The sequence below is a fragment of the Haloarcula sp. MBLA0138 genome, from assembly GCF_055632455.1.
In genome coordinates this window covers 56,206-80,075 of record NZ_CM145746.1, presented here as the reverse complement: position 1 = coordinate 80,075, position 23,870 = coordinate 56,206, and the positions used below count along the sequence as shown (strand labels likewise).

The window sequence follows — 23,870 nt, the reverse complement described above, 5'->3', positions numbered from 1 at the left end:
GCGTATCACGCCACAACAATGGGCATCGGCGGCTCCGATATGTACCGGCAGCAGATTCTCGACCACTACAAGAACCCCCGGAACGCGGGCTCCATCGAGGACCCAACGTTCAGTCACGTCGGCGAGAACCCGATGTGCGGCGACGAGATCCGGATGGACGTCGTGTTGAGCGAAGACGAGGAGACTATCGACGCCGTCGCGTTCGAGGGCGACGGCTGCGCCATCTCGCAGGCGTCGGCGTCGATGCTCACGGAGAAGCTACAGGGGATGGCCGTCGCGGAGCTGGAGGCGATGGACCGCGACGACGTCACCGAGATGCTCGGCGTCGACATCTCCCCGATGCGCGTGAAGTGTGCCGTCCTCGCTGAGAAAGTGGCACAGGACGGCGCGGACATCTACTTCGGCGAGAAGGATGACATAAATCGAACGACAACCGAGGACGGGTCGGACTCCACATAAGTAGTTAGTAGAGCGATTCACTAAGCAGTTTTGATGGTCATCAGTTCCTGAACCGACACCTAAAGGTACTATTTTTTATATCTTCAAAAGTCCCTTGACGAGTGGGAACAGTCGAGGCAGGAAGCAAGATACAGACATTATGCAGTCAGAATAAAACCATCTGTGGTCTGAACAGATATTTGAAGTTGAGAATTATAGTTGTTTGAAATGCCTAAGATTACGCTTGAAGAAGAGGAGATTGGGACTCTGGAAGAGTACTTCAGGCAAATCCAACTTGCTCGTCCGATAATGTATTATGAAGAGTCAGCCGACAAGGCAAGGCAAGCAGCTGACTCTTGGGAAAAGATTTGGAAATACTTGGTGGAACTTGATGATTACAGCCTTTCCGGTTCCTTTGCAGAACACGCTCTCGATATTGGATTTTTTATGATTTATTCCCAGTCTGTTACAGAATATCTCCTTAACCTATTGATAATAGATGAATTTGATATTCCAACAGAATATATACGAAATTATGAAAATGGGCCGTCTCTCATATCTTTAAGAATTGATGATAAGTTGAATTTGTTAAAAATGTCGGGGATTGAATTGTCTGATGAGATTGGTGATAAACAGGTCAGGAATCGCTTCGCTCACGATATTCAAATATCCGACTATTTCCTGACAGACAACGACAAGTCTTCGGTTAGAGAGATGGTTGACACTGCTTTCGAAGCTCCAAATAAGATTTGCGAATTGGTATATAGTAGGTCAATAGGAGAAGTCGCCGATACTGTTCATCAAGTTCACGAATTCTATACTGCTAATTCGTTAGAATCTGCTCCTGCTGGTACAATCCTAATGGCATTGAACGAAAGGCCCGACGGAATCAAATTGGATACAGACAATTTGGCGGGTCGCTCGAAGGAAGAGATGCAGGAAGAGTTGAATAGTAGAGGTTTTTCACCAGAAAGCTACACACCAAAAAGTCAGGAAATCTATCCACAGATTGATGCTACTAAGCCTGTTGCTGAAAATCAAGGCGTCGTAATTGATTCAATTCAAAGCTCGGCCGGATTATCCTCCCAACAGACTAATCGGCTTAACATAGCTCTCGTTTGCTACAATTCTGAATTAGATGAGAGATATATCTACAACTGTAAAATTGCTGTAGAAATAGAAGATGTTGGGGTAGTCACCAAAGAGGTGGAAAGTTTCCAAGATTACAGCTTTAGGAGACGAGGCGAGCCCACGATTGAGTTTGAGATTGACGACATACCAAACAAGCCGTGGGTCACTATGGGTGTGACTGCTATTGCTGAAAGCGGGGATAATTATTTTACTGATTTTTGGCAAAAAGAAATCCCAAATATCGACTGGATAAGAAAGCAGCGACAGTCTGCTGAATCAAATATAACATCAGCTTGGTTGATGCTTGACACCCATCCTGATTTTGACTTAGACTCGAATTCCGATGATAATAGACTCTCTGAACATCTTTCAGTCGATGAGGAATTTATGAAGCGTCTTCCGCATATTGAAAGTCTGTTAAATTCCGCAAGGGCCAGTCTGGGAAGAGCTAATGACCCTGTGAAAGTCATTGACGCATCCGAATATCCTCCAGCAGTTAAGATTGTTCCGACGGAAGATGGTAGTCGTGTAGAAGTGCTTGAGGGGGCGTTTAATGCAATTGAACATATGAATCAAAAACTGAAAGAAGAATTAAAAAGTATGTTATTTGAACACGATTATGTCGGCGAGTACCACGCATCTAATAGTGGGGATGGTGACAGTTCCTGAGTTGGGAAATGGAATTTCTTTTGGTTGGCCCTGTTCTCATTAAATTCATTTATTTCCAAAATGTTTATATTTCGGATATTTGATAGAAAGTGTTGCTGAGTTCACAGGCTGTCCTTGAGGGCAGTGAACACACTTCTGCCTACTGTAAAAGCAGACACCAGACTCTATGGATTCACCAGCCTTGGGGAAAGTGTGTTTACTCTGGTTGCGTCGCAACTACGTCCGTCGCAACCAAACTGTACACTACTCAGTGTACTGTTGAGTGAACTCACTATACTGTTACTACACACGGAGACCCCTCCCTTGTGGAGGGGTCGGAGGGTGTAGCCTATACGAATAGAGTACACCCACTTGTTGAACACACAATCCTCTATCAAGCTTAGCGCGAGCGCACACACGCGAGCCGTCAGCAGTCGGCTGAGTGTTACCCTATTCACGTCTGTCGCTTTTCAACAATTCCCGCTTTATGTCGGTATTCGCTTCGTCTGTACCCTTGGGGTTTTGCGAACGCGATTTTTGCCCCCGGTTTTCAGCCGCTTGAGTGTGCTGAACCGTCCGTATTTCGAGGGGGGTTAGTTTACTCGTGTTACTGGAACCGATTCGACGCCGGTTCACATCGGATATATCGCTGAACCCCTGAAATGCGGATACAATGCCGTGAAAGCCGATTCACACCTTGTCCATCGCACTCTCCTGTCGGGCCGCTCTCTCGTCGTCTGTGGGCCTGTCGTAGTGCTTTTTGATGGTCTCGATGCTGACGTTCATCCGGTCGCTCACTACCTCAACGGATACACCTCTGTTGAGGAAGTAGGTGATGCTCGCTTTGCGGAGACTGTGAGCGTTCGTGTGTTCGCACTCTCGGGCACAGCTTCCCACTTCCCGGCGAGAGGGTCTGTGGTCGTGAATTGGGCACTCTCCCTCTGTTGCAGCCGGGCACGTCCACTGCTTGACGGTCTTCTTGATGACGCTATCGCTCACACGTCCTTGCTTGGTGGTCAGCAACGGGCTGTTATCGTAGTCGTCGGTCACGTCCCTCCGGTGGTGTTCGATGTACTCAGCGACGACTTGAGCCGTTTCCTCGCCTATCAGGATGGGGCGCTCTGCCTCTCGCTTGTTCCGCTCGCCATTCTTGAGCGGGCAACCGATTTCCGGCCTGTGTCGAACCTCAATCCGGGGGTTATCGCTCCGAAGATGGACCATCGACAGGTCTACGCCACGGAGTGCCCCGAGTCTCGCGCCAGTCCTGAACAACAGTAGGACGATGATATGCTCCCGAGAGGCACGCCGATAGCAGTCCATATAGTCGAGAATCCGCTGTACTCTGTCGGGGCCGATGCTGGTGTCTGAACGCACGTCGTCGCGGCTCAAGTCCGGTAGCTCTACCTTGTCGTCCAGACCGTCACGCATCACGTTCCGACGACTGGCCCACCGAAGGAACACGCGCAGTTGAGAGAGGTACTGCTTGCGCGTCACGTTTGCGTAGTCCTGTTTCCTGAGCCAGTCCTGATACTCGCCCAATGCCCATCCGTCGATTCCGGCGAGCGTGTAGTCAGTGCCGCTGAGCCACGCCACGAATTGATTGACAGTGGTGTAGTGGTTCTCGTAGGTCGAAGGCTGATACTCGTCTCTGGCCCACTTCTTGAACCGCTCTGCTGCTCTCTGTGCCGATACTTCCCGCAGGTCGTGGTCCGTGTTCTGCATCTTTGTTCTCCTGCGGAGTCCGGCCAGCCCGGAAGACGCAGATGGGTCTCCTGAATCGGTTTTTGCTGTAGCCTGCATATTGCTATAATGCAGGTAGAGGGGCTTAAAACCCAGATTTTGCCAAAACCATTAAGTGGAGAAGACCCTGCACGCTCAAACGGCAACATTGCCCGGGTGTTTCGCGGGTCTGAGCCACTTGAGCGGAGCGTTCCGAGCTTTAAGTACCCGCCACGTATGGTAGTTTTCAGTCTAATCAGAGGTGAAATATCCCCGATTTCCTTCGGCGAGAAGGAACTCGACCGGACGACGACGGAGGACTAGCGGACGCCCCGCGGGAGGAAGTCCCGCTGGCAGGGCGGACACGTCACCAGCCCGCAGTGGGACGCGCAGGTCCGTCGCTCGCCGCACAGTTCGCACTCGGCCAGTTCGCCGCGGCCAGCGTAGGACCCGCCCGACCCGCCGGCCCCGTCGGTGCGCCGCAGTGACCCGAGCATGTACTGTACGAACGTCGGAGCTAGAGACGTATAACTCCAATTTTCACCGTTCGGGGCCGGACGTGGGTAAACAATCTGAACGATTATCCAGAATGGGGAGCCGGGAGCGAGGCGTCCGGGCCGGCGACAGCGTTATCCCCCGGCCCCGGCGAGTACGGACGTGAGCGACACCGAGTGGGACGCGGACGCCTACGACGGACACCACGGCTTCGTCCACGAGTACGGCGGCGACGTGCTCTCGCTGCTCGACCCCGCGGCGGGCGAGCGCGTCCTCGACGTGGGCTGTGGGACCGGCCACCTCACCGCCCGGATAGCCGAGGCCGGGGCCGAAGTCGTCGGCGTCGACGCGGCGGCGGAGATGGTCGCGCGGGCCCGCGAGACGTACCCCGACCGCGAGTTCGTGCAGGCCGACATCCGCGAGTACGACCCCGAGGGGGGCTTCGACGCTGCGTTCTCGAACGCCGCCTTACACTGGATTCCGGGGCCGGACCACGACGCCGCGCTGTCGACGGTCGCCGACGCGCTCGCGCCGGGCGGGCGCTTCGTGGCCGAGTTGGGCGGCCGGGGCAACGTCGCGCGAATCGTCGACGCGCTGGTCGCCGAACTCGCCGCCCGGGGCTACGACCGCGACCCCCCGTGGTACTTCCCGAGCGTCGGCGAGTACGCGCCCCGACTGGAGGAACACGGCTTCGAAGTGACGTTCGCACGGCTGTTCGACCGCCCGACGGAACTGGACGACGGCGCGGACGGCCTGCGGAACTGGGTCGGGATGTTCGGCGGGGAGTTCTTCGCGGGCGTCGCCGACGCCGAGCGCGAGGCCGTCCTCGACGCCGTCGAGGACCGCCTACGGGAGCCGCTGTTCGACGCCGAGACGGGGACGTGGACCGCCGACTACCGGCGACTCCGGTTCGTCGCGGTCCGGGAGTGAGGGCGGCGCAAACGGTGGTTCCCGGTTAGGCCAAGAACACGTGGCGCGGGCGGTCGGCCAACACGTCGCGACCCCAACTCACCGTCTCGGAGAACTCGTCGGACCGGAAGAAGGCCATCGCGTCGTCCTTGCTGTCCCACTGGCTGGCGATGAACATGTCGTTCTCGTCGTCGGCGTTGAACAGCAGCGCGGTCTCGCGGTGGCCGTCCATGTCCGCGAGCAGGCCGCCGACGGTGTCGAACTTCTCGACGAACTCGCCGCGGTGGTCGGGCTTGACGGTGTAGAACATCCCCATCGTCCCGAAGCCGTCGCCCTCACCCTGCCGGCGGACGACCGCGGGGAGGTCAGAGAGGTAGTCGCCGGCCGTCCGGGCGGCGTCCTCGGTGTCCCACAGCGAGGCCACCGCGGTCGTCTCCGAGTCGGGGTCGGTGTAGACCGTCGTTCGGACGTGGGTGTCGTAGCGCTCGAAGGCGTCCCGGAGGTCGGCCACCTCGTCGGCCAGCGCGTCGGCGTCAGCCTCGGAGTAGACGACCAGCGCGTACACGTCCTCACCGTGTGGCTGGCCGGCGTAGACGCCCGCCGCGTCGAGGGCCTCACGGACCGACTCGGACGACGACGCGGCGTCGCCGCCCGCGCTCTCGCCACGGCCATCGTCGTCCGCGCTCTCGTCGTGGTCGCCTCCGCCCGCACTCACGCCCTCGCCCAGCGGCCCGCCGAGTTGCCTGTCGACGCCGTCGATGTCGCTCAGGAAGCCCGCGGCTGTCTCGGCGGCGTCCCGGGCGGTCCAGACGCTGACGACGACGGTCTGGCCGCTCTCGGCGCGGGTGGTCGTCTGGACGTGTCGGTCGTAGTGGTCGAAGCTGTCGGCCAGTTCCGCCACGTCGTCGGCGATGGCCTCGGCGTCGGCCGTGGAGTGAAAGACCAGCGCGTAGTCGCCGGCGTCGTAGTCCGCGCCCTCGCGGAGTCCGAGCCGCCCGACGCGCTGTGTGGCGTCGTCCACCTCCTCGAAGTCGCCGGACACGTCGGGGCGGCCGCCGCTCGACCCGTCGTCCGCGTCGTCGGGGCGGCCGCCGCTCGGGTGGTCGGCGTCGGCCGCGGCGGCCTCGTGGGGATGGTCGCCCTCGCCGGCGCTGCCCGGGTGCGCGCCGCCGTGTCCGTCGGTGTCCCCGCCAGCGTGGACGCGGTCGCCACCTGTGGCGTCGGCCTCGGTCGCCGCGTCGACGCCGGTTCCGGCCCGTTCGACGGCCCCGGGCTGGTCTCCGTCGGCGGGAACCGGCTGCCCGGCCAGCACGGCCGGTAGGTCCGCAGGCGCGAACCGCCGGCCGACGTAGAAGGGACCGAATTCGGCGAACCGCGAGGTCGACGGGTCGAACCGCATCTCGGTCAGCAGGTCCTTGACGTGGCGCATGTCGTCGGTCCAGAGGGTGATGCCCCACTCGTAGTCGTCGAGCCCGATGGAGCCACATATCATTTGGTCCACGTCGCCGCCGTGTTCGCGGCCGAGGTCGCCGTGGCGCTTGATGTGGGCCGCCCGCTCTTCGAAGCTCGTGTCGTACCAGTTCTGCTCTGGCTGGCGGCGCTTGCTCATCGGGTAGAAGCAGACGAACTCCTCGTCGGGCACCTCGGGGTGGAGCCGCGCCTGAATGTACTGTGCGAGCCCCGAGTCCTCGTCGACCTCGCCCTCGAAGTACTCTCGGGCCTTCTCCGTGTATCCCGACGCCTCGGTCACCGAGACGTACGAGTAGGCCCGCTCGGTGAAGCGCGCGAACTCCGTCTGCTCGAAGGCCCGCTCGGCGGCGTCCAAGTCCCCCATCGTCGGCCGCAGGTGCAACAGCATGAGGTCCGCTTTCTGCCCCTGTATCGTGTAGACGGCCGACTGCCCCTCGTCGGCGTCCTCGACGGCCTCGTAGGCCGAGAGGAACTCGACGCCGTCCGCGAGCGCCCGCTCTCGCTCGCGCTGCGGGGCGTCGCGCCACGCGTCCCAGTCGATGCGTCGGCAGTCGTGCATCACGTACCACCCCTCCTCGGTCTGCGGTGGCTTGCGCTGCTCCATAGGTCTCGGTTGCGGACGAACGGTAAGGAAGCTTCTCATATCCGCCCGGCTCGCGTCGTATATTCCCCAAATTTATACCACCGACGAGTGACGGCAAAACTGCAAGAGAGATGAACAATCCAATCGACGAGATGGTCGCGACTGCCCTCCGCTCGTACACGGTACTCGCGGTCATCGCCCTCCTCGTCGGTGCCGCTGTGGTCCCCTACGCCGCAAGCGTCACCACCCAAGACGAACCGTACGTCGCCGTCGTCTCGATAGACGAGACGATAAGCGGCAGCACTGCACAGGACACTGTTCAGGAGCTGCGTCAGCTCCGCCAGAACGACTCGGTGAAGGCCGTCGTCCTCCGGGTGTCGAGTCCCGGCGGGAGCGCGGCCGCCAGCGAGTCGATGTATCTGGCCGTCAAGCGCCTCTCGGCCGAGAAGCCGGTGTACGCCAGCGTCGGCCAGTACGCCGCCTCGGGCGCGTACTACACCGCCGTCCCGAGCGACGAGATATACGTCACGCCCGCCAGCATCGTCGGCCACGTCGGCGTCATCGGCACCGCGCCCGACGACGGCCTGAGCGGGTCCGCGACGACCGGTCCCGACAAGGCCCACCGCGGGATGACCGAGGCCCAGTACTACGCCTCGCTCGAATCCATGAAGCGGGCGTTCGTCGGCGCAGTGATGACCGAGCGGGGCGACCGGCTCAACGTCTCCCGAGCGACGGTGGCGGAGGCCTCCGCGTACTCGGGCGGTCGCGCCGTCCAGACCGGCTACGCTGACGAGGTCGGCGGGCTGGAGGCGGCCATCGCGGGCGCGGCCTCGGAGGCCGGGCTCTCGGAGTACCGCGTCACCTACCGCAACCCGGCCAGCGCCGGCGGACTGGTGCTGCTGAGCAGCTCCGCCGACGGGAACGGCACCGTCGCCGAGCGGGCACCGTACACGTACAGCGGCGTCGACTCGCCGCACTTCCTGATGGTGTACGGGACGCCCGAGACGGAGGTACAGACGACCAACGCCACCGCACAGGGGGGTGCCTGAGATGGAGTCGACCGGCATCGCCGCGCGTGCGGGCTTCTTCGCCGTCGTGCTCGTCGTCGCGGTCGTCGCCGGGACGGCCGTGACCGGTACCACCGGGAGCGCCCCGGCTGTCGGGGACGTGAGCGCGCCGTCGTTCAACAGCGACTCGGCGGTGGCGACCGCGACGCCGGCCGAGGGTGACCTCACGATGGACGGCGACGCCGACGGTGCTGTCGTCGTCGTCGACGCCGGCCACGGCGGCAGCATCGACCGCGAGGCGCTGACGCCGATGGTCGAGACGCTGACCGACAACGGCGCGACGGTGAAGTACTTCGTCGGCCAGCGACAGGGCGGCCGGCCGCTCAACGAGACGCTCCGCGAGGCCGACGCCTTCGTCACCTTCGGCGCGCAGCAGCGCTACACCGAATCGCAGTTGGATGGGCTTCGAACGTTCAGCGACGCGGGCGGCCGCGTGCTGGTGTTGTCCGAGCCATCGCAGACACAGACCTCCGTACTCGGCCTCGTCGTCACCACGTCCGGCGGGGGCGTGCCGGACCCAATGGTGCCCCTGACCAGCCAGTACGGCGTGAGCTACGGTGAGGGCTACCTGTTCAACATGCAGGAGTACGACACCAACTACCGCAACGTCTACGCGACGCCGACCGGCGACGGCGCGCTGACCGACGGCGTCGACCGGACGGTGTTCCACACGGCGGTCCCCGTCTCCGGCGGGCAGACCGCGCTCTCGACGACCGAGAACACCGAACTGTCGAAGACCCGACGCGCCGGTGCCTACGGTGTCGTCACCCGCTCTGGCAACGTCACCGTCGTCGGTGACACGAGCGTCCTCTCGCAGGACTACCTCTACCGGGCGGACAACGAGGTGCTGGTCGGGAACCTGCTGACGTTCCTCGTCAGCGGCGAGAAGACGCCGACCGACGCCCCGCAGCCCCCGGAGCCACAGGGCGGCCCCTCCGGGCCGGGCGGTGCCGGCGGTTCGGTGCCGACCGCGCCGTCGCCCTGAGACGGGCAGCGAACCAGATTTTTTCAGTCGTCGAAGCCGAACACGCGCCGGAGCTCCGCCTCGATGCGCTCGACGTACTCCGAGAGGAGCGTCTCGACTTTCTCGTCGTCGGCGACGACCGCCGTCAGCCGGTCGGTCGGGTCGTCTGGCAGTTCAACGCGGAACTGTCCCTCACCCTCGTAGAACGGCTCGGACTCGTTGAGGACCTGCTGGTCGATGGCGTGGACGAGTTCGGAGTCGTAGGTGTCGTTCATCGACTCGAAAGCGTTCTTGTACGCCTTCTGTAGCTCCGGGAAGTAGTTGGCGTACTTGTCCTCGAACTGCTCGGGGTCGAACTCCGTCATGGGCGGTGGCTAGCGGGCCGGGGATAAAGGTGGCGCGGACTGTGCGCTCGTCCCGGGCCGCCGCCGGCCGCTCGCCTCACTCCTCCTCCAAGTCCTCGGCGCTCGGTGCCAGCGCGGTCGGTACTTCGAGGCGGTCGTCGGGGAAGGCGAGCATGGAGAGCGCGACACCGACGACGCCGGCGAGGAGTACGCTCGCGGCGATGAGCGGCACCACGGGGACGCCGAGTGCGCCCGCACCGCCGCCGAGGGTGGCGACGACGGTGCCGAGGACCAGCAGTGTGAACCCGACGCCGAAGACGAACCCGGCCCCGAACAGCAGCCGTTCGGGCTCGGTCTCCGTCCCGTCCATACCCCGAATAGCATCGCCACGACGCTAAAACCACCGCCCGCTCAGGACCGGCCGTCGGCCGAGCGGGCCGTCTTCTTCGGGAGGTACACCACGAGGTACGTGACGAAGACGATGCCGAAGACGCCGGCCAGAACGAGATACACGCGGATGTCGATGCCGGCGACGATAGCCAACAGTTCTTCGAGCGTCGCTCGCGGGTCGGCCAGCCCGAACGTCTCGGTGTAGGCCAACAGCCCGGCGAGGCCGACGAGGGCGATATCGAACAGGTCCCGCGTCTGCATCTATCCGTGGTCGGACACGGGGACGTATAGCTCTTTTCGCCGCCGGCTAGTCGAGTTGATCGGCCACGACCTCGTCGGCCGCCGCGAGGAAGGCGTCCTCCTCGCCGGCCGGAATCGTCGCGCCGGCGGCGATGTCGTGGCCGCCGCCGTCGCCGCCGACCGACTGGGCGGCCTCCCGCATCACAGCCGAGAGGTCGACGCCGCGGCCGACGAGCGGCCCGGTCGCGCGCGAGGAGACCTTCCGCTCGTCGCCGTCGGCAGTGGCGAAGGCGACGATGGGTTTGTCGGCGGTCACGCCGTCGGTCCCCAGCGCCATCCCGGCGACGATGCCGACGATGGTCTCCCGGATGGCGTCGCCGGCGTCGAACCACTGGACGTGGGCCTCCTGCGTGACGCCGCGGTCGGTGACGAGGTCGAGTCCCTGCGAGAGGTTTCGCCGGTGGTTCGAGAGCAGCGTTCTGGCCCGCTCCAAGGGGTCGCCGCGCTCGCCGAGACAGACCGCCAGCCCCACGTCGGCACGCTCGTAGCGGGCCGTCGCGTTCAACAGCGTCGAGAACTCGCTGGCGTCCCGAAGCTCCGTCCCGGTCGGCTCGGCGGTCAGCGTGTAGGTCGTCCCGACCAGCGTCTCTATCTTGTCGGCGGGGACCCCGCGCTCGACCGCCCGCTGGACCAAGGCGCTGGCGACGGTCTGGCGCTCCGTGGCGTCCAAGTCCGCCCACGTGCGCCACTCGCCGGCCCGCTTCAGGTCGAGTCCGAGGTCGTCGAGGAACCGGGTCGCACCGGCCTCGTCGCCGGAGACGCCGGGAATCGGCACCTCGGTCGCGTACTCCAGTAGCTTCGGGAGCGGGCGGGTCTGCTTGCCGTACAGCGCGAGGTCGGTCCCTTCCTCGAGGACGCCGGCGTCGACGCCCTCCGCGACGAGGTTCGCGTTGGTCCCGACGAGTTCGCCGCCGACGGCCTGCATGTCGCCGACCGCGCCGACGACCGCCAGCGCGGCGAGGTCGCGGTTGTCGCCGTCTGCGGGTTCGAGCGCGCGGGCGAGGACGTAGGCCGCGCCCGCCCCGGACAGTTCCGACGCGCCGTCGATGCCCTCCAGCAGGGGGTTGAGGTGGTACTCGAAGTCGGCGTAGCCGTCGGTGTCGGTGACCGCGTCGGGGTGGCAGTCAGCCGGCGCGGCGGGCTGGTGGTGGTCGGCGACGACGGCCTCGAACGCCCCGGCAGCGACGTGGTCCGAGATGGCGTCGAGTTGGCCCGAACCGAAGTCGGTGAACAGCACGGTGTCGAAGTCGCGGGCGGCCAGCCCGTCGACGGCGTCGGGGTCGAGTTGCTTCTCGAAGACGGTCTCGACCGGAATCCCGGCCCGCTCCAGTGCGCTCGCGGCGACGGCAGCGCTGGTCAGCCCGTCGGCGTCGATGTGGGAGGCCAGCAACACGCGGTCGGCGGCGCGGAGGCGGTCGGCACAGGCCGTCGCGCGCGCCGCGAGCTCGGGAACCGGACCGGTCGTACTCATCGTGGCGGCAGTAGGTGCGCCCCCGGTTAAAAACGTTCACACGCCCCGGCGACGCTCGGCCGCGCGGTCCCGCCCCGACGATACGGTTATCCCGGATTCGGGCGTAGTCAGTAGTGTCAATGATACCGAAACTTCGCGGAGCGCCGGACGGCGGGAGCGGCCGATGAGTCTCGTGGGGCGGTTCGTGTTTCTCGTCCGGTCGAAGCTCAACGCCCTGTTGGGGCGGGCGTCGGACCCCGGCGACGAACTGGACTACTCCTACGAGCAGTTGCGCGACGAGCTACAGGACGTGACTCGCGGCATCGCCGACGTGACGACCCAGAAGAAGCGACTGGAGATACACAGGCGGCGGCTGCGCGAGAACGTCGAGACGTACGACGGACAGGCCCGCGAGGCGATACGGGCGGGCCGGGAGGACCTCGCGCGGCGGACACTGGCAAAGAAACAGGCCCACGTGAGCCAGATAACCGCCCTCACCGGGCAGATAGACGAGCTACAGGGGACCCAAGACCGCCTCGTCGGCAAGCGCGCCGAACTGTCCAGTCAGATAGAGCAGTTCCGCACGCACAAGGAAACCGTCAAAGCCCGATACGAGGCCGCGGAGGCGTCGGCGCGGGTCGCCGAGGCGTTCACCGGCGTCGGCGACACGGTGGCTGACGTGGGGCGGGCCATCGAGCGCGCGACCGAGCGGACCGAGCGGATGGAGGCGCGGGCGGCGGCCTTGGAGGAGTTGGCGGAGACGGGGGAACTGGAGTCGGTCCTGCAGGCCGGCGACGACGTGGACCGCGAACTGGACCGCCTGTCGAGCGATCGCGCCGTCGAGTACGAACTGGAGACGCTCCGGTCGGAGGTCGACACCGAACCGACGGCGTCGGACGCCGAGGCGGCGGACTGAGCGCTCACGGGTCGGTCCGGCCGACGACAAGGGCGAAGGCCGCGGTGCCGGCGAGGGCCGCGGCGGCGAGCAACAGCCAGCCCGCGCGGTAGCCCGCGGTGTCGGCAAGCCAGCCGAAGGCCGGCGGGGCGAGCAACGCGCCGGCGTTGAGCGCCGTCTGCCCGCCGGCCGTGGCCGCGCCGACCTCGTCGGTCGGGACCAGCGCCGTCATGCAGGCGTAGTAGAGCCCGGTGAAGCCAAGCACCGTCGCGCCGACGGCGGCGACCAGCGCGAGCGCGACCGGCCGCGGGAGGCCGGGGACCGACAGCGCCGCGAGCGCGGCGACGCCGAGGGCGGCCTGCCCCAACAGTACCGTCGCGTTAGCCCGCGCCTCGGCGGCGTCGAGCCGGTCGGTCAGCCAGCCGGCACCCACCCGGCCGGCGCTGCCCGACACCTGCATCGCCGCGAACCCGAGGCCCGCGACGGCCACCGAGACGCCGACGGCGTCGGTCAGGTACAGCGTCGTGTAGCCGACCGTCGTGAACAGCGCGGCCCCGAGGAAGAAGCCGCCGGCAGCCAGCGCGACGTAGGCGGAGTCCCGCCCGAGGCCGCGAACGTCGGGCAGTCGCCACTCGCCGCCGGCGGCCCCGCGGTAGCCGACGGCGAACCCGCCCGCGACGAGCAGCGCCGCGCCCCCGGCCACGAGGAAGCCGAGGTTCCACGGCCCGAGGGCGGGCGCGACGCTGACGACGAGGACCGCCGCGAGACCGCTCCCGGCAGTGACGCCGACCTGTTTCACCCCCATCGCGCGGCCCCGGAGCGCCGCCGGGACGGCGGTGACGATGGCGCGGTTCGTCGCCGGCATCGCCGTGGCGTAGGCCGCGCCGAGACACACCGCCGCGAGCGCCAGCCCCGCCGCGCCGTCGGCCAGTCCGACGCCGACGACGCCGGCCGCCAGCGCGACGAGGCCGCCGACGAGTACCGGCCGCTCGCCCGCACCGTCGACGGCCGCGCCCACGGGGAACAGAGCGAGCGTGTAGCCGAGCGTCGCCGCGGTGACGACGACGCCGACGAGGAAACCCGAGAGACCGAGATACTGCCGGAACAGCGTGGTTCCGGCGAACAGCGCGTAGTAACAGGTGCTGGCGACGACCTGCCAGCCGGTGACGAGCGCGACGTGGCGGCCGGCGCGCCCGCTCTCGGCGTCGGCCCCCGTCACTCGTGGTGGGTCGGCGCGGCCGCCTCGACGACCTCGCAGGCCAGCGCCTCGAAGTCGGCGGTCTCTGGCACCACGTCGACCACGAGGCCGGCGGCCGCGGCGGTCTCGGCGGTCGGCTCACCGATTGCGCCGACGGTGGCGTCCGCGAGGCCCGCTATCGCGTCGTCCCGGACGCCCCGCTCGGCGGCCGCCTCGAGGAAGTGTCGCACCGTCAGCGACGAGGTGAACGCGGCCGCGTCGAGGTCGCCGGCAGCGGCCAGTTCGGCTGACTCGCCGGCCCCCGCGGGGCGGACGAGGCGGTACAGCACCGTCTCGTGGACGTACGCGCCGGCGGACTCCAGCCCGTCGGTCAGCACGTCGGAGCCGTGGTCCGAGCGGGCCACCTCGACGGCGCGGCCGGCGACCTCGTCCGAGAGCAGGTCGACCAGTCCCGACGAGGAGAACTCCGCGGGCACCCGGTCGACGCCGTAGCCGGCCGCCCGGAGCGCGTCGGCCGTCGCGCTGCCGATGGCGCACACCGTCGCGCCCGCGGGGTCCCAGCCGGCGTCGGCGGCCAGTTCGACCCCGGTCTTGCTCGTCAGGACGGCGTAGTCCGCGTCGGTCCGCGGGGCCGCGCCGGTCGGTTCGACGGCCAGCATCGGGTCGGGGACCGGGTCCGCGCCCAGCGATTCGAGCAGGGCGACGGCGTCGGCGGTCCGCTCGTCGTCCGGGCGGAACACCGCTACCCGGAGCCGGGGCTCCTCACGCATCCGCGGGCACCCCCAGCATCACGTCCCCTCCAGAAACTCGACGACGCGCTCGCGCTGGCCGGCCACGTCGCCGATGACGGTGATGGCGGGCGGTTCGACGCCGTGTTCGTCGCGGGCGTCGACGGCGGTGTCGAGCGTCGCGGTGACGACCCGCTGGTCGGGCCACGTCGCCCGCTCGACGAGCGCGACGGGCGTGTCGGGGTCCATCCCCGCCTCGCGCAACGCGGCGGTGTAGTCGGGCAGTTTGCCCACGCCCATCAGGACGACGAGGGTGCCGCCGGTCGCGGCCAGCGCCGCCCAGTCGACAGCCGACTCCGCCTTGGTGGGGTCCTCGTGGCCCGTGACGAACGAAACCGAGGAGGCGTGGTCGCGGTGGGTGACCGGGATGCCGGCGACCGCCGGCCCGGCGATGGCGCTGGTGACGCCCGGCACCACCTCGAAGGGGATGCCCTGCTGAGCGAGGTGGACCATCTCCTCGCCGCCGCGGCCGAACACCGTCGCGTCGCCGCCTTTCAGCCGGACGACCGAGTTGCCCGCCTCGGCGAGTTCGACCATCCGGGCGTTGGTGTACTCCTGTGGCGTCCACTCGCCGCCGGCGCGCTTGCCCACGTCCTCGCGTTTGGCCTCGGGAATCTGCCCCAGAATCTCGGGGCCGGGAAGCTTGTCGTGGAGGACCACGTCGGCCGACTCCAACAGCCGATTGGCTTTGACCGTCAGCAGGTCCGGGTCGCCGGGGCCGGAACCGACCAGATACACCGTCCCGGGTTCGGGCGCGTCGCTCACGGTTCCTCCCCCCGGGCGGTCGCTGCGTCGTCGTCCGCGCCGTCGTCGCGTTTCGCCGCCGCGATGATGTCGGCCGCGCCCTGCGCTTCGAGGTCGGCCGCCAGTTCCTGTGCGGCCGCGACGTGGCTCTCGGCGGGGAGGTCACGCACCGCGGCGACCTCCTCCTCGCCGTCCCGGGAGAGCACGCGGACGCGGGTGTGGACGGTCCCGCCTTCCAGCGTCGCGTAGACGCCGATGGGTGCGACACACCCCCCGCCCAACTCCGCGAGGACGGTGCGCTCGACGGTCGTCTCGACGCGGGTCCGCGGGTGGTCCAGCCGGTCGTGGATTGTCTCGGTTGCGTCGCCGTCGGCGGCCGTCACCGCCAGCGCCCCCTGTCCGGGTGCGGGGACGAACGTCGACGGGTCGAGCGCCGTCGTCTCGACGTGGTGAGAGAGCCCCGTCCGCTCTAACCCCGCCGCGGCGAGGACGATGGCGTCGTACTCGGTGTCGGGCTCTCGGCCGAGGGCGCTGCGTTCGAGTTCCGAGAGGCCGTCGAACCACGTCTCGACATCCTCGTCGTAGGGGTGTTCGTAGTCGTCGTCCTCGGCGGCCTCGCCCTTGCGCTCCTGCTCGGCCTCGTGGCGGTCCTGGTGCTCGCGCTGGAGCGCGGGTGCCAGCAGCTTCTCGACGCGCGTGTCGACGTTGCCCCGTAGCGGCTCGACCTGCAGGTCCGACCGCTCGGCCAGCAGTTGGGCCCCCCGCCGGAGGCTGGACGTGCCGACGACGGCTCCCTCGGGGAGGTCCGCGAGGGCGCTTCCGTCGGGCGTGACCAGCACGTCGCCGGCGGCCGCCCGCTGGGGGACGGCCGCGACCACGAGGTCGTCGGGGCGCTCGGTCGGCATGTCCTTCATCGAGTGGACGGCGGCGTCGAGTTCGCCGGCGAGTACCTTCTCGTCGAGGCTCCGGACGAACGCGCCGGTCTTCCCGAGGCGGTGGATGAGTTCGTCGCGTATCTGGTCGCCGGTCGTCTCGACCTCGACGAGCTCGACCGACAGCCGCCGGCCCGACAGCGCCTCCTGTACCGTCGCCGCCTGCCGGAGCGCCAAGTCCGAGCCGCGTGTCGCCAGTCGGAGCGTGTCCCGCGCAGTCATTACACGTCTGTCGACGGGCCTCCGTGAAAAGCACATCACTTCGCTCGGTCGCGCTGCGGTGGCTCCCGGCGGGAGCGCGGCGCGGCTACCACGGCTCGTTTTTCAGCCCGAGCAGGTAGGCGGCGGCGTTGGTCGTGACGTGCAACAGCGGCGTCACGACGGCGACGGCGACCAGCACCGGCGGCGTGAACGTCGCCAGCGTCCACGACGGCGTGAGGACGAGCGCACAGAGCACGGCCCCGACGACGAAGTCCAGTTGGTCCAAACCGGGGAAGGCGGCCCCGCGCTCCCGGCCGCTGCGGCGCTTGAGAAAGGAGGCTCCGATGTCGCCCACCATCGCACCGAGCGCGAGGCCGAACCCGGCCCGGAGCGGGAACGCCGGTAAGGAGTGGCCCACGAGGGCACTCGCGGCCGGTTCGACCGCTGTCAGCGCCAGCGCCAGCGCCGTCCCCGCGGCGGTGCCGGCGGCGGTCCCGCGCCACGTCTTCCCGTCGCCGAGCAGCCGCGCGCCCCCCAGCGTCCGGCCGCCGTCTATCGGTCGCCCGCCGCCGGCGAGGACCGCGGCGTTGTTCGGCACGTACGCCGGCAACATCGCCCACAGCCCCGTCACGACGACTCCGAACACGTCCATAGCGGCGCGTCGGCCGCCCCGCTCTTAACCGGTGTGGCTCGCCCACGGGCCGCGGCCGGTAGCGGGGCCGACGCGACGGCGCGAACGCCAAATTGCGTGGCCGGTATCAAAACTACCATGCCGGCTGGCTACGACGGGAGAGGTACCGAGGTGTCTCCCGTGACCGAGAAACGCGAATATACCGGCGACTATCCCGACAAGACACTGTATCTCCCCGGCCCGACCGAGGTCCGCGAGGACGTCATCGACGCGATGGCCCAGCCCATGTTCGGCCACCGCATGGACCGGATGACCGACCTCTACACCACCATCGTCGAGGACACCAAGGAGTTCCTCGACACCGACAACGAGGTCATCGTCCTCACCGCCTCCGGGACGGAGTTCTGGGAGGCGACGACGCTGAACCTCGTCGACGACCGGATGCTCGTCCCCACGAGCGGCGCGTTCAGCGAGCGACAGGCCAACGTCGCCGAGCGACTGGGCAAGACCGTCGACCGCGTCGAGTACGACTGGGGCGAGGCCGTCAAGCCCGCGGACATCCGCGACGCCTTGGAATCCGGCGCGGACTACGACGCCGTCGGCGTGGTGATGAACGAGACCTCGACGGGCGTGCGCAACCCCGTCGAGGAGATCGGCGACCTGCTCGGGGACTACCCGGACACCTACTTCGTCGTCGACGCCATCTCCTGTCTGGGCGGGGACTACATCGACGTCGAGGCCCACAACGTCGACTGCATCTTCACCTCCACGCAGAAGGCCTTCGCCATGCCGCCCGGACTGGCCGTCTGTACCGTCAGCGACGACGCCTACGAGCGGGAACTGGAGCGCGAGTCGTCCTCGTGGTACGGCGGCTTCCAGCGCTGTCTGGACTACTACGACCGGAAGGGCCAGACCCACTCGACGCCGGCGATTCCCATCATGCTGGCCTACCGCAAGCAGATGAAACACATGCTCGACGAGGGCCACGCGGCCCGCGACCAGCGCCACCGCGAGATGGCCGAGTACACCCGCGAGTGGGCCCGCGACCACTTCGGCCTGTTCCCCGAGTCGGGCTACGAGTCCCAGACGGTGACCTGCGTCGAGAACACCCGCGACATCGACGTGGCCGCGACCGTCGAGACCGTCTCCGAGGAGTACGACATGGTCTTCTCCAGTGGCTACGGCGACATCGGCGAGGAGAGCTTCCGAATCGGCCACATGGGCGAACACACCGTCGAGAGCGTCCGGGAACTCACCGACGCCATCGAGGACGTCGCGGGGTTGTAGGCCGAGCCACCGGGAGGTCGTCCGCCGGAACATAGTTCACTCCGGAGCACCTGTGTCGCTCGCATGGACGAGGGTACCGAACCGGGCGCACGGATTCTCTACGTCGGTTCGGGGCCGGATGACCTCGCCGACGATCTCGCGGCGGCGTGGCGCTCCCTGACGGTCGTCACCGCCGACGGGGTCGCCGACGCCGAAGCGGCCTTCGACAGCGGCGTCGACTGCGTCATCACCCGGTACGACCTCCACGACGGGACCGGCTTCGACGTACACGACGCGCTCGACCCAGCGAGCCAGCAGGTCCCGACGGTACTGGTCGTCAAGGAAACGACGGCCGAGAGAGCCGCCGAGGCCGTTGACCGCGGCCTCGCGGGCTACGTGCCGGCCGACAGCCCTGGCCGCCTCTCCCGCATCGGGGAGGCCGTCGCCGACGCCGTCGACCGCTCGCCGGTGTCGGTGCCCGAGGACGCCGACCTCCCGCCGCCGGGGCTCTCCGAGACCGAGTGGAAGGCGACGCTCCTCGACCAGATGTTCGCGCGCCTCCCCGTCCACCTGTTCGTCAAGGACCGCGACGCCAGACACGTCCTCATCAGCGACGCGCAAATAGAGAACCCCGAAGAGTTCATCGGCGAGCGCGACGACGCGCTCGTCCCGCCCGAGGAGGCCGAACCGGCCATCCGCGACGACCTGTCGGTCATCCGGACCGGCGAGCCGATACTCGACAAGGAGGAGTACACGCCCTCGATAGACACGTGGTTCCTGACCTCGAAGGTCCCGCTGTACGGCCCCGACGGCGAGGTGACCGGGCTGGTCGGCGCGAGCTGGGACATCACCGAGCGCAAGCGGACCGAGAAGCGACTGGAGCGGACCAACGAGCGCCTCGAACGGTTCGCCTCGGTCGTCTCCCACGACCTCCGGAACCCGCTGTCGGTCGCCACCGGCAACCTCGAACTGGCCCGCGCCGAGAGCGACTCCGACCACCTCCGGCGGGTCGACACGGCGCTGTCGCGCATGGAGGGGCTCGTCGAGAACGTCCTGACGCTCGCCAAGCAGGGGCAGGACATCGGCGAGACGCACACGGTCTCGCTCGCCGCGCTGGCGACCGACTGCTGGGACCGCGTCGACACCGCCGGCGCGGCCATGGAAGTCGCGGCCGACCTGCGCTTTCGCGCCGACGAGAGCCGCCTGCAACAGCTGTTCGAGAACCTGTTTCGCAACAGCGTCGAACACGGTTCCGTGGACGGGCCGACCGACGGCGGGGACGGCGACCGCGACCCGGCGGGCGAGGAGCAGTCCGGGGCCGACGGCGTGACCGTCCGCGTCGGGCCGCTGGCCAACGGCGGAGGCTTCTACGTCGCCGACGACGGCCCCGGACTGCCCGCGGACGACACCGACGTGTTCGAACCGGGCGTCACCACGGCCGACGACGGGACCGGGTTCGGGCTGAGCATCGTCGCCGAGATAGCGAGCGCGCACGGGTGGTCGGTGCGGGCCGTCGAGAGCGACGACGGCGGCGCGCGGTTCGAGGTGACCGGTGTCGAGGCGGTCGACGGGGACGAGTGAGCGAGCGTGGCGGCCGGTCCCGGCGGCGTGCCGACCGCAGACAGAGAGGCTTAGTGGCGCGGCGACCGACGCCACACCAATGGGAGCCGTCTCCGACCCCGACCTCGCCGACAACCCCTACGTCGAGACACCGCCGACGGAGTTCGCCGACCCCGAGACCCTCGACGAGGACGCGGCCCGCGAACAGGCTCGACAACTGCGGGCGGCCGTCCGCTACCACGACCACCGCTACTACGTCGAGAACGACCCCGCTATCGGCGACCGGGCCTACGACGCGCTGTTCGCCCGGCTCCGGGAGTTGGAGGAGACCTTCGACCTCGACACCGACGGCAGCCCGACCCAGCGGGTCGGCGGCGAGCCGCTGGACGAACTCCCCGAGGTCGAACACGTCGCCCCGATGCGCTCCATCGACCACGGCGGCGAGGCCGCCGACGCCCGCGCGTTCGACGAGCGGGTCCGGGACGGCCTCGCCGACGCCGGCTACGAGGACGACCCCCGCTACTTCTGCGAGCCGAAGTTCGACGGGCTCTCGGTCGAAGTCGTCTACGAGGACGGGGAGTACGTCCGGGCCGCGACGCGGGGCGACGGCGAGGTCGGCGAGGACGTGACCGAGAACGTCCGGACCATCGCCAGCGTCCCCCAGCGCCTGCGGGGGGACTACCCCGACTCGCTGGCGGTCCGGGGCGAGGTGTACATGCCCCGCGACGCGTTCACCGAGTACAACCGCGAGCGCGTCGAGGCCGGCGACGAGCCCTTCGCCAACCCGCGCAACGCCGCCGCGGGGACGCTCCGCCAACTCGACCCGCGTGTCACCGCCCAGCGCCCGCTGTCGGTGTTTTTCTTCGGGGTCCTCGACTCCTCCGCGACGTTCGAGAGCCACACAGACGTACACGAGCGCCTGCCCGAGTGGGGACTGCGGGTCTGTGACCGGGCGCGGACCGTCGACGACATCGGGGCGGCCGTCGACTACCGCGACGCGCAACTGGCCGCCCGCGACGAGCTGGACTACGAGATAGACGGCGTCGTCTTCAAGCTCGACGACACGGCGGCCTGCGACGCGCTGGGGTCGACCGCCCGCGCGCCGCGGTGGGCCTTCGCCTACAAGTTCCCCGCCCGCAAGGAGGAGACGACGGTCCGGGACGTGGTCGTCCAAGTCGGCCGGACCGGCCGGCTCACCCCCGTCGCGCTCATGGACCCCGTCGAGGTCGGCGGCGTCACCGTCTCGCGGGCCTCGCTGCACAACCCCGCGCTCGTGGCGGAGTTGGGCGTCGGCGTCGGCGACCGCGTCCGCGTCAAGCGGGCCGGCGACGTCATCCCCGACGTGGTCGAGGTGGTCGAGAGCGCGGCCGACGGCCACTTCGAGTTCCCCGAGACCTGCCCCGTCTGTTCGAGCGCCGTCGAGCGCGACGGCCCGATGGCCTACTGCACCGGCGGGCTGACCTGCTCTGCCCAGCGCGAGCGGGCCGTCGAGCACTACGCCAGCCGGGGCGCGCTGGACATCGAGGGGCTGGGCGAGAAGGCCGTCGCGCAACTGCTCGACGCCGGTCTCGTCTCGGACCCCGCCGACCTCTACGACCTGACCGTCGACGACCTCGCCGAACTGGAGGGGTGGGGCGAGACCAGCGCGCGGAACCTCGTCGCCGAACTCGACGCGGCCCGCGACCCGCCGCTCGCGGACTTTCTGGTCGCGCTCGGCATCCCCGAGGTCGGCGGCGTCACCGCCCGCAACCTCGCCGCCGAGTTCGGCACGTTCGACGCCCTGCGCGGGGCCGCCGAACGCGGCGACACCGACGCCCTCGAAGCGGTCCCCGACGTGGGGCCGGCGGTCGCCCGGAGCGTCGTCGACTTCTTCGCCCACGAGGGCAACAGCGAGGTCGTCGACCGCCTGCTCGACCGCGTCGACCCGCAGGCCGCCGACGTGACCGACGGCGACGCACTGGAGGGGGTGACGTTCGTCTTCACCGGCTCGCTGGCGGGATACACCCGCAGCGAGGCACAGGCCCTCGTCGAGGAGGCGGGTGGGTCGGCCACCGGCAGCGTCTCGGGCAACACGGACTACTTGGTGGTAGGCGAGGACCCCGGACAGCGAAAGCGAGACGAGGCCGACGAGCGCGGCGTCGAGCGACTCGACGAAGACGGCTTCGAGGCGCTGTTGGAAGCCCGCGGCGTCCTATCTTGATGCAGCGAGAGAATCCCGCCGTTCACGGCGGGCGTGAATCGCGTAAGCTCCGTGCCACAATCTCCGTGACTGTTGCCTTACCGAATACCCAGCGTAAGTATTTAGTGGGGTAGAAACGTACAAATTCTTGTGCGAACCGAGATAGATATGGAGCGCGGTGGCGATCTACACGAGCGAGTCAAAGAGTACGCTCGTGAGAATGGCATCCGGCATCCGCGTGCCTACCGCGAGCTAATTGAACAAGGGTTAGAGACGGATGGAAACAACGACTAAGACGCTCGAAGCGACCCTCGCGCCGCCGACAGCACACAAGGAGCGGAAACTGTGTGACCTGCTCGAAACCTACCGTGAGGGGCTACACGAAGCGTTCGACGCCGGGTGCGACACGATGAGCGCAACCAGCGACGTGGTGACGCCCTACGACTTACCGTATCAGGCGAAAGCGGCCCTGTGCAACTACGTCCCACAACTTCACGACACCTACAACGCACAAGTATTAGACGACGACCACCCGGTTCGGCTCACCAACCAAGCCGCCGAGTTCGACCACTCTCCGGCACGAGACTACGAGTTTACGTGGTGGGCACCCCAACCCGGTCGCGGGACGAATTTCTGGATACCGCTTCGTATCAACCCCGAACAAGACGGTCTGTGGCACGACCTCGTACACGGTGACGCTTCGGCGGGACAACTCCGCCTGCAACGGAATCGCACATCGTGGACGCTACACGTCACTGTCGATTTTCCGGTCGAAGAACCCGACTACGCGACAGACGGCGACGACGTGACGCACATCGGTCTGGACATTGGTGAAACCGCCCTGATAACGGGCTGTGCCCTCAAGGACGGTTCACCAACCGGCCCGTTCGTGTGTGACGGGAGCCGTGCGAGGCATCTCCGCAAAGAGATGCACACCACCCTGAAACGACTCCAAGAGCGTGACGCCGCCGAGTGGCGGATTGATGAGCGATTCAACCACTACCAGAACGCGCTCACCGATATTGTCGAGAAGGCCTCTCGGCAGGCCGTTGAGTACGCCCGACAATTCGAGGAGCCGGTGCTGGTAATGGAGAATCTCACGTATCTCCGTGAAGAATTGGACTACGGCGCGTACATGAACCGGCGACTCCATGCGTGGGCGTTCGCCCGGTTACAGAATCGCGTTGAGGACAAATCGCGAGAGGCCGGTATCCCGGTTGAGTACGTCCGACCGGAGTACACCAGCCAGACGTGCCACGCCTGCGGTCACATCGGAAACAGAGCCGCACAAGCCACCTTCCGGTGTACCAACGACGAGTGCCACATCACGGCGTTTCAGGGCGACATAAACGGCGCAATCAACGTTGCACAACGGGCTGACCCGTGGGGAGAGAGCGTGCCGCTGAAACCGGCAGGCAATGACTCGCCTCGGGATGGGAGTGCCTGTGACAGCACCACGACCCACCGTGAGACGAGCGAGAAACACTCGCAGATGACTCTCTCGGCCTTCCACGGGTCGGAACCCTCTACCAGCAACAGCCGCACTTAGCTGGTATTCCCCATGCGTG

General features: G+C 66.9%; 23 protein-coding genes. 11 read left to right on the top strand and 12 right to left on the bottom strand.

The window, feature by feature from the left end; all coding sequences use genetic code 11:
* Positions 1-18 precede the first annotated feature (18 nt).
* Both sufU and ACV7JO_RS00380 read left to right on the top strand, forming a co-directional pair.
* Complete coding sequence (gene sufU / locus ACV7JO_RS00385) at positions 19-459, top strand: Fe-S cluster assembly sulfur transfer protein SufU (RefSeq protein WP_470354359.1); 441 nt, start codon at positions 19-21, stop codon at positions 457-459.
* Between the two features lie 207 nt (positions 460-666).
* Positions 667-2,238, top strand: a complete 1,572-nt coding sequence (locus tag ACV7JO_RS00380; RefSeq protein WP_470354358.1) for a hypothetical protein — start codon at positions 667-669, stop codon at positions 2,236-2,238.
* 669 nt (positions 2,239-2,907) lie between these two features.
* Here ACV7JO_RS00380 and ACV7JO_RS00375 read toward each other — a convergent pair.
* The gene (locus tag ACV7JO_RS00375; RefSeq protein WP_470354357.1) at positions 2,908-4,017 is read right to left on the bottom strand and encodes a tyrosine-type recombinase/integrase; all 1,110 of its coding nucleotides are present in this window, start codon (positions 4,015-4,017) and stop codon (positions 2,908-2,910) included.
* 9 nt (positions 4,018-4,026) lie between these two features.
* Between ACV7JO_RS00375 and ACV7JO_RS00370 the strand changes: the two genes are divergently transcribed.
* On the top strand, positions 4,027-4,260 hold the full coding sequence (locus tag ACV7JO_RS00370) for a hypothetical protein (protein ID WP_470354356.1): 234 nt from the start codon (positions 4,027-4,029) through the stop codon (positions 4,258-4,260).
* On the opposite strand, the gene ACV7JO_RS00365 is transcribed toward ACV7JO_RS00370, so the two are convergent.
* Entirely contained in the window at positions 4,257-4,433 is a 177-nt protein-coding gene (locus tag ACV7JO_RS00365) for a hypothetical protein (RefSeq protein WP_470354355.1), read from the bottom strand. The two genes, ACV7JO_RS00370 and ACV7JO_RS00365, sit on opposite strands and share 4 nt — an antisense overlap.
* A gap of 160 nt (positions 4,434-4,593) precedes the next feature.
* Here ACV7JO_RS00365 and ACV7JO_RS00360 point away from each other — a divergent pair, with 160 nt between their 5' ends.
* Entirely contained in the window at positions 4,594-5,361 is a 768-nt protein-coding gene (locus ACV7JO_RS00360) for a methyltransferase domain-containing protein (RefSeq protein ID WP_470354354.1), read from the top strand.
* Positions 5,362-5,386: 25 nt separating this feature from the next.
* Here the strand turns inward: ACV7JO_RS00360 and ACV7JO_RS00355 are convergent, their stop codons facing one another.
* Entirely contained in the window at positions 5,387-7,414 is a 2,028-nt protein-coding gene (locus ACV7JO_RS00355) for a heme-binding protein (RefSeq protein ID WP_470354353.1), read from the bottom strand.
* A 110-nt stretch (positions 7,415-7,524) separates the two neighbouring features.
* Between ACV7JO_RS00355 and ACV7JO_RS00350 the strand changes: the two genes are divergently transcribed.
* Both ACV7JO_RS00350 and ACV7JO_RS00345 read left to right on the top strand, forming a co-directional pair.
* Complete coding sequence (locus ACV7JO_RS00350) at positions 7,525-8,442, top strand: S49 family peptidase (protein WP_470354352.1); 918 nt, start codon at positions 7,525-7,527, stop codon at positions 8,440-8,442.
* A gap of 1 nt (position 8,443) precedes the next feature.
* Positions 8,444-9,445 (top strand): DUF4350 domain-containing protein, encoded by a 1,002-nt coding sequence (locus ACV7JO_RS00345; protein WP_470354351.1) that lies wholly within the window; start codon positions 8,444-8,446, stop codon positions 9,443-9,445.
* 23 nt (positions 9,446-9,468) lie between these two features.
* On the opposite strand, the gene ACV7JO_RS00340 is transcribed toward ACV7JO_RS00345, so the two are convergent.
* The 4 genes from ACV7JO_RS00340 to ACV7JO_RS00325 all read right to left on the bottom strand — a co-directional run bounded on the left by ACV7JO_RS00340 (position 9,469) and on the right by ACV7JO_RS00325 (position 11,929).
* On the bottom strand, positions 9,469-9,789 hold the full coding sequence (locus ACV7JO_RS00340) for a DUF5783 family protein (RefSeq protein ID WP_470354350.1): 321 nt from the start codon (positions 9,787-9,789) through the stop codon (positions 9,469-9,471).
* A 76-nt stretch (positions 9,790-9,865) separates the two neighbouring features.
* Positions 9,866-10,138, bottom strand: coding sequence for a hypothetical protein (locus tag ACV7JO_RS00335; protein WP_470354349.1), 273 nt, complete (start codon positions 10,136-10,138; stop codon positions 9,866-9,868).
* Between the two features lie 41 nt (positions 10,139-10,179).
* Positions 10,180-10,419 (bottom strand): hypothetical protein, encoded by a 240-nt coding sequence (locus ACV7JO_RS00330; protein ID WP_470354348.1) that lies wholly within the window; start codon positions 10,417-10,419, stop codon positions 10,180-10,182.
* Positions 10,420-10,465: 46 nt separating this feature from the next.
* Positions 10,466-11,929: a DHHA1 domain-containing protein gene (locus ACV7JO_RS00325; RefSeq protein WP_470354347.1), complete on the bottom strand. Its 1,464-nt coding sequence runs from the start codon at positions 11,927-11,929 to the stop codon at positions 10,466-10,468.
* Between the two features lie 163 nt (positions 11,930-12,092).
* Here ACV7JO_RS00325 and ACV7JO_RS00320 point away from each other — a divergent pair, with 163 nt between their 5' ends.
* Complete coding sequence (locus ACV7JO_RS00320; RefSeq protein WP_470354346.1) at positions 12,093-12,824, top strand: PspA/IM30 family protein; 732 nt, start codon at positions 12,093-12,095, stop codon at positions 12,822-12,824.
* Positions 12,825-12,828: 4 nt separating this feature from the next.
* On the opposite strand, the gene ACV7JO_RS00315 is transcribed toward ACV7JO_RS00320, so the two are convergent.
* From ACV7JO_RS00315 to ACV7JO_RS00295, 5 genes are all read right to left on the bottom strand, one after another.
* A complete protein-coding gene (locus ACV7JO_RS00315; RefSeq protein WP_470354345.1) occupies positions 12,829-14,022 on the bottom strand; it encodes an MFS transporter in 1,194 nt (397 codons plus the stop codon).
* On the bottom strand, positions 14,019-14,771 hold the full coding sequence (locus ACV7JO_RS00310; protein ID WP_470354344.1) for a uroporphyrinogen-III synthase: 753 nt from the start codon (positions 14,769-14,771) through the stop codon (positions 14,019-14,021). Before ACV7JO_RS00310 ends, ACV7JO_RS00315 begins: the two co-directional genes overlap by 4 nt.
* Positions 14,772-14,789: 18 nt before the next feature.
* The gene (cobA, locus tag ACV7JO_RS00305) at positions 14,790-15,554 is read right to left on the bottom strand and encodes a uroporphyrinogen-III C-methyltransferase (protein WP_470354343.1); all 765 of its coding nucleotides are present in this window, start codon (positions 15,552-15,554) and stop codon (positions 14,790-14,792) included.
* A complete protein-coding gene (hemC, locus tag ACV7JO_RS00300) occupies positions 15,551-16,687 on the bottom strand; it encodes a hydroxymethylbilane synthase (protein ID WP_470354342.1) in 1,137 nt (378 codons plus the stop codon). The genes cobA and hemC overlap by 4 nt, the downstream gene beginning before the upstream one ends.
* Before the next feature lie 85 nt (positions 16,688-16,772).
* Positions 16,773-17,318, bottom strand: coding sequence for a CDP-2,3-bis-(O-geranylgeranyl)-sn-glycerol synthase (locus ACV7JO_RS00295; protein WP_470354341.1), 546 nt, complete (start codon positions 17,316-17,318; stop codon positions 16,773-16,775).
* A gap of 159 nt (positions 17,319-17,477) precedes the next feature.
* Between ACV7JO_RS00295 and ACV7JO_RS00290 the strand changes: the two genes are divergently transcribed.
* The 4 genes from ACV7JO_RS00290 (at position 17,478) to ACV7JO_RS00275 (ending at position 23,851) form a co-directional block, all read left to right on the top strand.
* Entirely contained in the window at positions 17,478-18,584 is a 1,107-nt protein-coding gene (locus tag ACV7JO_RS00290; RefSeq protein ID WP_470354340.1) for a pyridoxal-phosphate-dependent aminotransferase family protein, read from the top strand.
* 63 nt (positions 18,585-18,647) lie between these two features.
* Positions 18,648-20,144, top strand: a complete 1,497-nt coding sequence (locus ACV7JO_RS00285) for a receiver/sensor box histidine kinase (protein ID WP_470354339.1) — start codon at positions 18,648-18,650, stop codon at positions 20,142-20,144.
* A 79-nt stretch (positions 20,145-20,223) separates the two neighbouring features.
* A complete protein-coding gene (gene ligA / locus ACV7JO_RS00280; RefSeq protein WP_470354338.1) occupies positions 20,224-22,323 on the top strand; it encodes an NAD-dependent DNA ligase LigA in 2,100 nt (699 codons plus the stop codon).
* A 256-nt stretch (positions 22,324-22,579) separates the two neighbouring features.
* Positions 22,580-23,851, top strand: a complete 1,272-nt coding sequence (locus ACV7JO_RS00275; protein WP_470354337.1) for an RNA-guided endonuclease TnpB family protein — start codon at positions 22,580-22,582, stop codon at positions 23,849-23,851.
* The last annotated feature ends 19 nt before the right edge of the window (positions 23,852-23,870 follow it).